This is a genomic window from Streptomyces sp. NPDC003016, assembly GCF_053591455.1.
In genome coordinates this window covers 15,940-29,745 of sequence record NZ_JBSFTV010000042.1, presented here as the reverse complement: position 1 = coordinate 29,745, position 13,806 = coordinate 15,940, and the positions used below count along the sequence as shown (strand labels likewise).

At 72.6% G+C, this 13,806-nt stretch carries 3 protein-coding genes; all 3 read left to right on the top strand.

All coding sequences use genetic code 11. The features are described from left to right. Nucleotides 1–14 precede the first annotated feature (14 nt). From ACWDZ4_RS28900 to ACWDZ4_RS28890, 3 genes are read left to right on the top strand one after another with little or no spacing between them, the layout of a single operon-like run. A complete protein-coding gene (locus ACWDZ4_RS28900) occupies nt 15–5,126 on the top strand; it encodes an amino acid adenylation domain-containing protein (RefSeq protein WP_451511336.1) in 5,112 nt (1,703 codons plus the stop codon). Continuing rightward, on the top strand, nt 5,123–9,565 hold the full coding sequence (locus ACWDZ4_RS28895) for a MupA/Atu3671 family FMN-dependent luciferase-like monooxygenase (protein ID WP_451511335.1): 4,443 nt from the start codon (nt 5,123–5,125) through the stop codon (nt 9,563–9,565). The genes ACWDZ4_RS28900 and ACWDZ4_RS28895 overlap by 4 nt, the downstream gene beginning before the upstream one ends. After that, nucleotides 9,562–13,800, top strand: coding sequence for a type I polyketide synthase (locus tag ACWDZ4_RS28890; RefSeq protein WP_451511334.1), 4,239 nt, complete (start codon nt 9,562–9,564; stop codon nt 13,798–13,800). Before ACWDZ4_RS28895 ends, ACWDZ4_RS28890 begins: the two co-directional genes overlap by 4 nt. Nucleotides 13,801–13,806: the final 6 nt, after the last annotated feature.

Here is a 13,806-nt window from a genome sequence, read left to right as displayed (position 1 = left end):
GGAGCCCAGAACACATGCCTGAGACGACTCCACTGTTCGGTGAGATATTCAACCGAAACGTCGCGGCAACGCCGGAAGCGATCGCCGTCGAGTTCCAGGACCAGCGGCTGTCGTACCGTGAACTGGACGACGGATCGGCCCGGCTGGCTGCGGAGCTGGTCCGCAGGGGCGTGGGCCCGGACAGCGTGGTCGGGATCGCGGCGAGTCCGTCGCTCCACCTGCCGCTGGCGGTGCTCGGCATCCTGCGCGCCGGTGCGGCCTGGCTCCCTCTCGACCCGGCCTACCCGGCCGACCGGCTCCGCTACATGATCGCCGACTCCGGTCTCGCCCTGCTGGTCGCCGATCCGCAGACCGCTCGCGACCCGGTGTACGAGGGGCTGGAGACCATCAGCCCCGACGTGGACGGCGCCGTGTCGGTGACGCCCCGGTCCGGGGAGCCGCAACCGCTGCCGGTGCCCGGCCGACTGGCCTACGTCATCTACACCTCAGGGTCCACCGGCCGCCCCAAGGGCGTCGCGCTCACCCACCGGGGGCTGGCCAATCTGGGCCGCGCGCAGAGCGAGACCTTCGGCGTGGGGCCGGACGGACGGGTGCTGCAGTTCGCGCCGGCCAGCTTCGACGCGTCGGTGTTCGAGATGACGATGGCGCTGTACGCGGGGGCCACCCTGGTGCTGGCGCCGCGCGAGGACATCGCACCCGGCCCCGGCCTCGCGGATTTCCTGCGCGACCGCCGCATCACCCACGTCACCCTGCCGCCCTCCGTACTGGCCACGCTGCCCGAGGCCGCACTGCCCGACCTGGCGGTCCTGGTGTGCGCCGGTGAAGCGCTGCCGGAGCACCTCGTCGAGCAGTGGCTGCCCGGACGGCGCATGTTCAACGCGTACGGGCCCACCGAGACCACCGTCTGGGCCACGGTCGCCGAGCTGGCGCCCGGCGGCGGCAAGCCCTCCATCGGCACGGCCATCCGTGGCGCCCGCACCCTGGTCGTCGACGAGTCGATGCGGCCGGTGCCCCCGGGCACACCCGGCGAGCTGCTCATCGGCGGGCCGGGCGTGGCGCGCGGTTACCTCGGCCGGCCGGACCTGACCGCGCAGCGGTTCATCCCCGGTCCCGGTACGGCAGAGCACGGGGAAGCCCGGCTGTACCGCACGGGTGACCGCGTGGTGGAGAGGGCCGACGGCAACCTGGAGTTCCTCGGCCGCCTGGACCACCAGGTCAAGATCCGCGGCTTCCGCATCGAGCCGGACGAGATCGCCCGGCAGCTGGCCGAGCACGCACAGGTCACCGACGCCGTGGTGGTCCCGCGCGACGACGGGGCGGGCCCACGGCTCGTCGCCTACGCGACGGGCACCGGCCTGGACACCGCACGGCTGCGGGCCCATCTCGCGGAGCGCCTCCCGGTCCACATGATGCCGGCCGTCATCGTGCCCCTGGAGCAGATGCCGCTGACACCCAGCGGCAAGATCGACCGGGAGAACCTGCCCGCGCCCGGCAGAACACCGGACACCTCCGGCCGCACGGCGCCCCGTACCCCCACCGAACGGGCGCTCGCGGCCGTACTGGCCGACCTGCTCTCCCTCGACTCGGTCGGCGCGGACGACGACTTCTTCGCCCTCGGCGGCCACTCCCTGCTGGCCGGGCGGCTGGCCGCCCGGGTGCGCTCGGAGCTCGGCCGGGAGCTTCCGCTGCGCCGCGTGTACGAAGCGCGCACCGTGGCGGCGATGGCCCTCCTGATCGACTCGGCCGCCCCCTCGGGCGGCCCGACCGTGCCGCCGATCCGGGCCCGGAAGCGCGACGAGGCGGACGTACCGGTTCCGCTGTCCTTCCCCCAGGAACGCATCTGGTTCCTGGAGAAGCTCGCGCCGGGCAACCTCGCGTACAACGCGCAGGCCGTGATCCGCCTGCGCGGCCCGCTCGACGTCGACGCGCTGCACGCCACCCTCAACGAGATCGTGCGCCGCCACGACGTGTTCCGTACCGCGTTCAGGGAGGTCGACGGCCGGCCCCTGCAGTTCCCGCAGCCGCCGATGGAGATCGAGCTGCCGCTGCACGACCTGACCGGGCTCGGCGCCGACGAGGGGACGGAGCGCGCCGACGCCGTCATCAGGCAGACCGTGCAGGCCGCCTTCGACCTCACCACGCCGCCGCTGGTGCGCTGGGTGCTGATCCGGCACGGCGAGGACGATCACACGCTCGTACACGTCGAACACCACCTGGTGCACGACGGCTGGTCGTACGCCCTCTTCCTGCGGGAACTGCAGGAGCTCTACCCGAGCCTGGCGCGGGGCGAGGCGTCACCGCTGCCCGAACCGGCCATCGGTTACTCCGACTTCGCGCTGTGGCAGCGGGAGTGGCTGCGAGGCGATGTGCTGGACGCGTACCTCGCGCACTGGACCAGGGAACTCGACGGCATACCGCCCGCCCTGGAGCTCCCCACGGACCGGCCGCGCCCGGTCGGACAGAGCTTCCGGGGCTCCTCGGTGCGTATCGACCTGCCCGGCGGGCTCTGCCGCGGACTGCGCGCCTACAGCCGCTCCCGGGGCACCACCCTCTACTCCACGATGCTCGCCGGATTCTCCGCGGTGATGTCGCGCTACTGCGGCCAGCGTGACGTGGTGGTCGGCAGCGGGGTCGCCAACCGGCGGCTGACGGAGATCGAGCAGATGATGGGCATGGTCGTCAACACCGTACCGCTGCGCATCGACCTGTCCGGGCAGCCGGACTTCGACGACCTCGTCGGGCGCGTACACGACACCGTCGGACGGGCACACGAATGGCAGGACGTGCCGCTGGACCGGCTCGTCGACGCCTTGGCGCTGCCCCGCGACCCCTCCCGCAACCCGGTGTTCCAGGTCATGTTCAGCTTCCACGACTCGCAGGTCCCGGACCTGGACTTCATGGGCATCCGCGGCTCCCTGCTGGAACTGCACAACGACTCCGCCAAGACCGACATCAACGTCGTCGTGATTCCACGTGCCGAGCAACACGCCGGTCACGGGGTCGGTGACGACGACTCGGCCATCACCCTGATCTGGGAGTACGCCACAGACCTCTTCGACGCACCGACCATGCGCCGGATGGTCCAGCACTACACGACCCTCCTGGAGGAGGCACTCGGCGCCCCCGGGCTCCCCTTCGACCGGCTGCCGCTGCTCGCCGGCGGTGAGCTCGCCGACGTGCTCAGCGGATCGCGGGGAGCGGCGACGGCGTTCCCGTACGACCGGACCGTCCCCGAGTTGTTCGCCGAGCAGGCGGCCGCCCGGCCGGACGCGACGGCGCTCGTCTGCGGCGGACGGACCCAGACCTACGCGCAGGTGGAGGAGCGGGCCAACCGCCTGGCCCACCTGCTGCGGGCGCGCGGCGTCGGCAGGGATGTCCCCGTCGGCGTACTGCTCGAGCGCGGTGACCAGATGGTGATCACGCTGCTGGCCGTCCTCAAGGCCGGCGGCGGGTACGTACCTCTCGATCCCGGATATCCGGCGGAGCGGCTCACCGCGATGCTCGACGACGTCGCCGCGCCGCTCGTGGTGACGCGCGCCGGCCTGAAGGGGCGGCTGGCCCCGGGGGCGGCCCGGACGCTGGTCCTGGACGAGGTGGCCGGGGAACTCGCCCAGGCACCGGCACACGCGCCGGCCGCGCAGGCCGCACCCGGCAGCCTCGCGTACATCCTGTTCACCTCCGGCTCCACCGGCAGGCCCAAGGGCGTGATGGTCGAACACCGCTCGGTGCTGCGGCTGGTCTGCGGGACCGACTACGTCTCCTTCGGTACGCAGGAGCGGCTGGCCCAGGTCGCCGACGCCTCCTTCGACGCGCTCACCTTCGAGCTGTGGGGCGCGCTGCTGCACGGTGGCGCGCTGTGCGTCGTCGAGGCGGAACAGCTGCTCACCCCCGGCGGGCTGGCGGCCGCACTGAGCGAGCACGGTGTGACCGGCATGTTCCTCACCTCGGCGCTGTTCACCGAGGTGATGACGGAGAACCCGGGCGCCTTCGCCGGGCTGACCAACCTGCTCGTCGGCGGCGATGTGCTCAACGTGAGCCGAATACGGCAACTGCTGGACAGTCCCGCCGACAAGAGGCCGGCGCGGCTGGTCAACGGATACGGACCCACCGAGACCACGACGTTCGCGGTGTGCCACCTGATCGAGTCACTGCCGGACGGTACGTCCTCGGTGCCCATCGGCCGCCCGATCGCCAACACGACGGCCCACGTGCTCGACCCGCGTCTGCGGCCGGTTCCGGTCGGTGTGCCGGGCGAGCTGTACATCGGCGGCCCCGGTGTGGCCCGCGGATACGCGAACCGGCCCGGACTCACCGCCGAACGGTTCCTGCCCGATCCGTACGCCGGTGGCGGGGCGCGGATGTACCGCACGGGCGATGTGGCGCGCTACCGCAGGGACGGAACGCTGGAGTTCCTCGGCCGGGCCGACCACCAGGTCAAGATCCGCGGATACCGGATCGAGCCGGGTGAGGTCGAGGCGGCCCTCACCGCCCACCCCGGAGTGGCACAGGCCGCGGTCGTCGTCGACGACGCCCCGTCCGGCCGGCGGCTGGTCGCCTATGTGGCGTCCGCGCCGGGCCGGTCCGCGCCTCCCCCCGACGAGCTGCGGGACTTCCTCGCCCGCACCCTGCCCGCGTATCTGCTGCCCGCCGTGTACGCCGAAGTGGCGGCGATGCCCCTGACCACCAGCGGCAAGGTGGACCGCGCCGCACTGCCGGCAGTCACCGACAGCAGGCTGCCGCTCGAAGGCCATGTGACACCGAGAACCGTGACGGAGCGGACACTGGCCGCGCTGCTCGCCGAGATGCTCGACGTCCCCGAAGTCGGCGCGGCGGACGATTTCTTCGTTCTCGGCGGCAACTCCCTGCTGGCGATGCGCCTGATGAGCAGGGTCAACGAACGGTTCGTCGTGGACCTGCCGCTGCGTGACTTCCTCCTCACGCCGACCGTCGAGCGCCTCGCGTCCGACGTGGACGCCGCGCTCGCGTCCGCCGGCGGCGGCCGGCCGCCGGCCCCCGCCCGCGGGGCCGACTCCGACGAGGACCTGCTCCACCGGATCGACGAACTCTCCGACGACGAGGTGAACGCACTCTTGCGTGACATGGCTGAGAACGAGGTCGAACGATGACGGACGGCACTCTCTTCGGCGGCGCCGCCGACGACCGGCGGGCCCAGCTCGCGGAGCGGCTCAAGCGGCGTATCTCCGAGCGTCACTACCCGCTCTCCTACCCACAGCAGCGCCTGTGGTTCCTCGACCAGCTCGACCCGGACAACGCCGTCTACGTGGTCCCGCTGATCTACCGGATCAGCGGCCCGCTGGACGTGGCCGCCATGGAGCGCGCCCTCGGCGAAGTGGTCCGCCGGCACCACGTGCTGCGTACGGTCTACCGGTCGGTGGACGGCACCCCGCGCCAGTTCGTCCGCCCGGCCGGGCCCCTGACCATCCCGGTCCACGATCTGTCCGCCCGGCCCGACCCGGCGGCCGAGGCGGAGCAGGAGTGCCGGCGGGAGGCGGCCCGGCCGTTCGATCTGGCGGCGGACCTGCCCGTACGGCCTCTGCTGCTGCGGCTCGCGCCCGACGCGCACTGGTTCTGCCTGAGCCTGCACCACATCGCCTGCGACGGGTGGTCGCTCGGTGTCCTCGGCGGCGAACTGTCGGCCCTGTACGGCGCCTTCGCCGAGGGCCGGGAGCCGGAACTGGCTCCGGTGGAGGTGCAGTACGCGGCCTTCGCCGAGGAGCAGGAGCCCAGGCTCCAGGGGGATCGGCTGGAGGAGATGCTCGGTTACTGGCGGGAGCGGCTGGCCGGGGCCCCCGCTCTGGCGACGCTGCCCGGGGACCGTCCGAGACCTCCCACACAGAGCCACCTCGGCAGCCATCTGGACTTCGCCATCGGCGCCGATGTCACCGAGCGGGTGGGCGAGCTGGCCCGTGCCGACGGCGCCACGCCGTTCGCGGTGCTGCTGGCCGCGTTCGCCGCCGTGGTGCACTCCCGGGCAGGCGGTGACGAGGTGATCGTCGGATCACCCGTGGCGGGCCGGACCAGGGCCGAACTGCAGTCCCTCATCGGCTTTTTCACCAACACCGTGGTGCAGCGCGTCGACGTTTCCGGCGAGCCGACGTTCCGGCAGCTGGTGGCCCGCGCCCGGGACGAGAGCCGGTCCGCGGTCGCGCACCAGGAGCTGCCCTTCGAGAAGCTGGTCGAGGAGTTGCAGCCCAGTCGCGACCCGGCCCACAACCCGCTCTTCCAGCTCATGTTCAGCTACCACGAGGGCGACGCCGACGGCCTGGTCCTGCCGGGCTGCGCAGTACAGCTGGTGCCGGGCGACACCGAGACCTCGAAGTTCGACCTGACCCTCAGCCTCACCCGGACCGGTGACCGGCTGTCGGCCCGCCTGGAGTTCAGTACCGGCCTCTTCGAAGAAGCCACGGCCCGCTCGATCGGCGAGCAGTACAGGGCCGTCCTCGCCGCCGCCGTGGCCGCCCCGGACACCCCGCTGCGTCAACTGCCCGTTCTGTCACCGGACGAGACCCGCCGTGTCCTGGTGGACTGGAATCCGCCCGCCGAGCCCGTACCGGACGTGCTGATCCACGAGCTCATCGCGGAGCAGGCCGCACGGACGCCGGACGCCCCGGCGCTGCTGGGCGCGGAGCAGCAGCCCGAGGACGCGATGACGTACCGCGAACTGGACCGGCGCGCCGAGGCGCTGGCCACCCGGCTGCGGGCCCACGGGGTCGCCGCGGACGTACCGGTCGGCGTCTACCTGGACCGCTCGCCCGACCTGGTCGTCGCCCTGCTGGCCGTCCTCAAGGCGGGCGGCGCGTATCTGCCGCTCGACCCCGGCTACCCGGCCGACCGGATCGCGTTCATGGCCGAGGACTCGCGCTCCCCGGTGATCGTGACGCGAGCGGCCCTGGCCCGCCGCGTCGCGGGGCTGCCCGCGTCGCCGCTGCTGCTCGACACGCCCGAGCCGGACGGAACGCCCGCCGGGGCAGTGGGCCCGGCCGCCGCCGTCTCGCCGCAGCACCTGGCGTACGTCATCTACACCTCGGGCTCGACCGGCAGGCCCAAGGGCGTGATGATCTCGCACCGCAATGTCCAGACGTTCTTCGGCGGCATGGACAAGGTGCTCGGCGGAGACGCCCCGGACACCTGGCTCGCCGTCACCAGCATGTCCTTCGACATCTCGGTTCTGGAGCTGCTGTGGACGCTGGCACACGGCTACCGGGTGATCATCCGTGGCGACGAGCCGACCCGGCACAGCGTCGGGTCCGGCAGCCCGGCCGTGACCTCCTCGACGCAGGCGCGGCCGCTCGACCTCAGCCTGTTCTACTTCGGCGGCGACCGGGGAGGCGAGCCGGGCGACGCGTACCGGCTGCTGATCGAGGGCGCCAAGTTCGCCGACCGTAACGGCTTCTCGGCCGTATGGACGCCGGAGCGGCACTTCCACGCGTTCGGCGGGCTGTACCCGAACCCGTCGGTCACCGCGTCCGCGATCGCGGCGATCACCGAGCGCGTGGCGGTACGGGCGGGCAGCGTCGTCCTGCCGCTGCACGATCCGCTGCGGGTGGCCGAGGAGTGGTCCGTCGTGGACAACATCTCCCACGGCCGGGCCGGCGTCTCGGTCGCGTCGGGCTGGCAGCCGGACGACTTCGTGCTCGCGCCCGACGTCTACGCCGACCGCAAGAAGGCCATGATGAGCGGTCTCGGCGAACTGCGCCGGCTGTGGCGCGGGGAGACCGTACGCCGCCGCAACGGGGCCGGCGCCGAGGCAGACGTACGTATCTTCCCGCCGCCCGTCCAGGACGAACTGCCGGTGTGGGTCACCAGCGCCCGCAGCCCCGAGACGTTCCAGCTCGCGGGTGAGAGCGGGGCGGGGCTGCTGACCCACCTGCTCGGCCACAGCGCCGAACAGCTCGCGGAGAAGATCCAGCTCTACCGGCAGGCGTGGCACGATGCCGGGCATCCGGGCAGCGGCCAGGTGACGGTCATGCTCCACACCTTCGTCGGGACGGACACCGACGAGGTGCGGGAGACCGTACGCGAGCCCCTGTGCGCGTACCTCAAGTCCTCCTTCGACCTGCTGGCCGGCCTCGGACAGGCCATGGGGCGGGAGACCGATCTGCGTACGCTGCCCGAGGACGAGCTCGACCACCTCGTCGCGCAGGCCTTCGACCGGTTCTTCGAAACGTCGGGGCTGCTGGGTACGCCGGAGCACTGCGCCGATGTGATCGACCGGCTCAAATCGATCGAGGTGGACGAGGTGGCCTGCCTCATCGACTTCGGCGTCGAGCACGAGCGGGTGCTCGCCTCCCTGGAGCACCTCGCGACGGCACGCGAGCTGAGCGAGTCCCGGCGCCGCACCGCGCAGGCCGACGAGCCCCTCGCGGCGCAGCTCGTCCGGCACGGGGTCACCCATCTGCAGTGCACGCCCTCGGTGGCGGGGCTGCTGGCGGAGGACGACGGCGCGGCCGCCGCGTTCCACGGGCTGGACCGGCTGCTGGTCGGTGGCGAGGCGCTGCCCGCCCCGCTCGCCGAGCGGCTGGCGACACTGCTGCCCGGCAAGGTGCACAACATGTACGGCCCCACCGAGGCGACGGTCTGGGCGACGACGGCGCCGGTCGGCGGCCCCGGGCCGGTGACGATCGGGCGGCCGCTGGCCAACGTACGGGCGTACGTCGTCGACGGCTATCTGCGGCCGACGCCCGCCAACGCCCCGGGAGAGCTGCTCCTCGGCGGCCCGGGTGTCGCGCGCGGCTATCTCGGCCGGCCCGGGCTCAGCGCGGAACGCTTCGTCCCGGACCCCTTCGCCGCGGAGCCGGGGCAGCGGCTCTACCGCACCGGGGACCTGGTGCGCCGACGTGCCGACGGTGAGCTGGAGTTCCTCGGCCGGCTGGACCACCAGGTCAAGGTCCTCGGCCACCGCATCGAACTCGGCGAGATCGAGAACACCCTGGGCGCGCATCCCGACGTACGGAACGTGGTCGTCACCGTGCGCGGGGAGGGCGGGCACAGCCGCCTCGTCGCCTACTGCGTCCCCGTCCCGCACGGTGCGAACGCCCTGACCGCGCCCGCACTGCGGGCGTTCGGCGCCAAGTCGCTGCCGGACTACATGGTTCCCGCGGACGTCGTCCTCCTCGACGCCCTGCCGATGACGGCCAACGGGAAGGTGGACCGCGGCCGGCTGCCCGGCCTGGAGAACCGGCCGGCCGCCGCCTACCGGCCGCCGGACAACGACAAGGAGCGTCACGTGGCCGAGGCACTGGCCGAGGTGCTGCGCGCCGAGCGGATCGGCATGGACGACAACTTCTTCGACGCGGGCGGGAACTCGCTGCTCGCCGTGCAGGCGAGGGCACGGCTGCAGCCCGTGCTCGGCGACGGGCTGTCCCTCGTGGACATCTTCCGCTATCCCACGGCGCGGGCGCTGGTCGCCGCGTTCGACACGGCGGGCACACCGGGCGCGGCGGGGAGCGGCGACGGGCTGGACCGGGTACGCAAGGCGGCCGGCCGGCGGGCCGACGCGTTCGCCCGGCAGGCGAAGCGACGAGCGGAACGGAGTGGGGCATGACAGGGGGCGAAGAGCTGGACGGCGTCGAGCCGGTGGCCATTGTCGGCCTCGCCTGCCGGGTGCCGGGGGCCAGGACCGTCGACGAGTTCTGGCGCAACATGCGCGACGGGGTGGATTCGATCACCTGGTTCGGGCGGGAGGAGCTGGCGGCCGCCGGCGTCGACGAGGAGACCCTCGCCGATCCCGACTATGTCCCCGCCTCCGGCCATCTGGACGGCGCGGACCACTTCGACGCCTCGTTCTTCGGCTTCAACGCGGGCGAGGCCGAGACGATGGACCCCCAGCAGCGCATGTTCTGCGAGACCGCCTGGGAGGCCATGGAGGACTTCGGCCACGACCTGGCCCGCTTCGACGGGGCGGTCGGCGTCTTCGGCGGCTCGTTCATGAACAAGTACATGGCCCAGAACCTGAACACCAATGCGCGCTTCCTGCACTCGCCGATGGCCCCCGTGGCGCGGATGTTCAACGACAAGGACTTCCTCGCCACCCGCATCGCCTATCTGCTCGACCTGACCGGCCCGGCGTACACGGTGCAGACGGCCTGCTCGACCTCTCTGGTCGCCACTCACCTGGCCTGCCAGTCACTGCTCAGCTACGAGTGCGATGTGGCGCTGGCCGGGGGAGTGACGGTCAATGTGCCGCTGAAGGCCGGCTATCCGGTCGCCGACAGCGGGCTGTTCAGCGCCGACGGACGCTGCCGCCCCTTCGACGCGAAGGCAGGCGGCACGGTGCCCGGCAACGGCGCTGTGGTGCTCGTGCTGCGCAGGCTCTCGGAGGCGCTGGCCGACCGGGACCACATCTACGCCGTGATCCGGGGTTCGGCGGTCAACAACGACGGCTCGATGAAGGCCGGATTCGCCGCTCCCAGCGTCGACGGCCAGGCCCGGGTGATCGCCTCGGCGCTGGCGATGGCCGGTGTCGACCCGTCCACCATCGGCTACCTGGAAGCGCACGGCACCGCCACACAGGTGGGCGACCCGATCGAAGTCACCGCGCTGACCCAGGCGTTCCAGCTGCCGGGCGACGCCGCCGGCCAGTGCGCGCTGGGCTCGGTGAAGGCCAACATCGGCCATCTGGACGCGGCAGCCGGCGCAGCCGGACTGATGCGGGCCGCACTGGCCGTCCACCACGGGCAGATCCCTCCCACCGCGAACTTCACGCTGCCCAATCCCGGTCTCCGGCTGGAGGACACGCCGTTCTACGTGCCGGACGGCGTGCGCGACTGGCAGCCGGCGAGCGGGCCGAGGCGGGCCGGAGTGAGCTCCTTCGGAGTGGGCGGCACCAACGCGCACGTCGTCATCGAGCAGGCCCCGGCCGCCGGACCCTCTTCGGCGCAGCCGCGGGAGTGGCAGCTGCTCCCTGTCTCCGGACGTGACCGGACCGCCGTGGACGCCGCCACCGAGCGGCTGGCGGCCCGTCTCGACCGCGCGGATCCGCCCCCGGCCCTGGCCGATGTGGCGTACACGCTCCAGGACGGCCGGCGAAGTTTCGGGCTGCGCAGGTTCGCGGTCTGCACGGACGCGGCGGACGCGGTGCGCGCGCTGCGCGGCGAGGATCCGGACCGGCTCCACACCAGGAGCGCGCCCGACGGGAAGCACGAGGCGGTCTTCGCCTTCCCCGGCGGCGGCATGCAGCACCCGGACATGGGCCTGGACATCTACCGCTCGGAGAAGGTGTTCCGCGCCGAGGTGGACCAGTGCGCGGAACTGCTGGTGCCCAGGCTCGGCTTCGACCTGCGCAGGCTGCTCTTCCCCGCCGCCTTCACACCGCTGAGCGGCAGGGAACTCACCGGCGGCGCCGCCACGATGGGACGCGGCCAGGGAGCCGGGGTCGTGTCCGCGCTGTTCACGATCGAGTACGCGCTGGCGCGTCAGCTGACGGCCTGGGGCATACGCCCGGCAGCGATGATCGGACACAGCCTCGGCGAGTACGTCGCCGCCTGCCTCGCCGGAGTGTTCACCCTTCCGGGCGCGCTCGACATCACCCTCGCCCGCGGCGAGCTGTTCGCGAAGATGGAGCCGGGCCGGATGCTCGTCGTCCAGCTGCCCGAGGAGGAGCTGCTGCGCCTGCTGCCCGACCGGGTGTCGGTCTCGGCGGTCAACGCACCCGATCTGACGGTGGTCGCCGGTCCGGACGAGGACATCGCGGCGCTGCTGAAGGACCTGCGCGGGCGCGGCATCGACTGCCGCAAGGTGAGCGTTCCGGTGGCCAGTCACTCGTGGATGGTCGACCCCTACCTGGAGGAGTTCACCCGCAAGGTGGACCGGCTCACCCTCTCCAAGCCGGAGATCCCCTTCGTCTCCGGCGTCACCGGTACCTGGATCACCCCGGTCGAGGCCACGTCCCCCGAGTACTGGGCTCAGCACCTGCGCCGTCCGGTGCGGTTCGCGGACGGGGTGCGCAGTGTCCTCGACCGGCCCGGCCGGACCCTGCTCGAAGTCGGCCCCGGCAAGGCGCTGACGTCGCTGATCGCCGCCCAGCGGATGGCCCCGGCGCCGGTCGCGGTCGCCACGATGGGGCTGCCGCGCGACCCGGCCCCCGACCTGGCCCACCTGGTCACGGCGGTCGGCCGGCTGTGGCAGCAGGGGGTCGCCGTGGACTGGGACGCCTTCCACGGCGAGGCCGCCCCGCGCCGCGTGCCGCTGCCCGCCTATCCGTTCCGGGGCAAGCGGTACTGGGTCGAGGCGCGGCAGACCCGGCCCGCTGCCGGGCCGCAGCCGTACGCCGGGGAAGCGGCGCCGGAGGCGGGCGAGGACCGGGCCGACGCCCTGGTGGCGCCACGCACCGGGACGGAACGCCAAGTGGCCGGCATCTGGTGCAGCCTGCTGGGCATCGACCGGATCGGAGTCGACGACGACTTCTTCGATCTCGGAGCGCACTCGCTGATGGTGACCCAGGCCACCCGCCGGTTACGGCGTATGGGAGTCACCGGCCTCGCCGCCCGGGACGTGCTGCGCGCGCCGACAGTGGCGGCGCTGGCCGCCGTGGTCGAACGGGCGCTGGGGGGCACGGACGCGCCTGCCGCGCCGCCCGGCCCGGACCTGGAGGACGAGGTGCGGCTGGACGAGGACATCCGGGCGGACGGTCTGCCCGCCCCGCACGACGGGCCGCCGGGAACCGTGCTGCTCACCGGTGCCACCGGCTTCGTCGGCGCCTTCCTCTGCGCCGAACTGCTGGAGCGTACGGACGCCACGGTCCTGTGCCTGGTACGGGCCGCGGACGCGGCGAAGGGACTCGACCGGGTCCGCGCCGCGCTGGACTCGTACGGCCTGCCGGCGCCCCGCGGTTCCCGGCTGCGCGTGGTGACCGGCGACCTGGCCAAGCCGCTGCTCGGCCTGACGCCGGACACCTTCGACGAGCTGGCCGCCGAGGCCGACGCCGTCTACCACTGCGGCGCATGGGTCAACTTCGTACGCCCGTACCGTGCGCTGAAGTCGGCCAATGTGCTGGGCACCCAGGAGGTTCTGCGGCTGGCAGCCCGCTCGCGCCTCAAGCCCGTGCACCACATCTCCACGCTGGCGGTCCTGGCGGGGGCGATGACCGGGGACAGGGACACCCTCCTGGAGGACGATCCGCTGCCCGGGCCGGTCGGCCACGACACGGCGTACAGCCAGAGCAAGTGGGTGGCGGAAGGGCTGGTCCGGATCGCGCGGGAGCGCGGGATACCGGTGTCCGTCTACCGCGCGGGCGGGGTGCTGTGCGACAGCCGCAACGGCGCCGCCAACAGCGAGGACTACATCACCAAGGTCATCCAGGGCTGCGTCCAGCTGGGGCTCGCGCCGCAGCGGGCCTACCGGCTGTCCGTCGGTACGGTCGACCACCTGGCGAAGCAGGTCGTCGGGCTGTCCCAGCGGCCGGCTTCCCGGAACCGGACGTTCCACACCATCGACCCGCGGCCGCTCGAGTGGAACCACATCTTCGAGAGGATCAGGGAGTTCGGGTATCCCGTGCGCAGCGTGCCGTTCGAGGAGTGGCGTGCGGCGCTCATCGAGCAGGTGGACCGCGAGGGCGAGGACAACGCCCTGGCGCCGCTGATGGCCATGCTCGGAGACGTGCCCGACCGGCGGATGCCCGCGATCGACTGCGCCAACGTGCTGCGGACGCTGCCGCCGGAGCTGGCCCCCGCACCGGCCCTGGACGCTCCCTTCTTCCAGCGGATGCTCGGATTCTTCGTACGCCGGCGACTGCTGCCCGCGCCCGAGAGCGGCGCGACCACCACCAGGACGGAGAAGTAACGAGAC

Coding starts and splice junctions, on each gene's coding strand:
- ACWDZ4_RS28890 (WP_451511334.1), top strand. CDS start 9,562: ATGACAGGGGGCGAAGAGCTGGACGGCGTCGAGCCGGTGGCCATTGTC.
- ACWDZ4_RS28900 (WP_451511336.1), top strand. CDS start 15: ATGCCTGAGACGACTCCACTGTTCGGTGAGATATTCAACCGAAACGTC.
- ACWDZ4_RS28895 (WP_451511335.1), top strand. CDS start 5,123: ATGACGGACGGCACTCTCTTCGGCGGCGCCGCCGACGACCGGCGGGCC.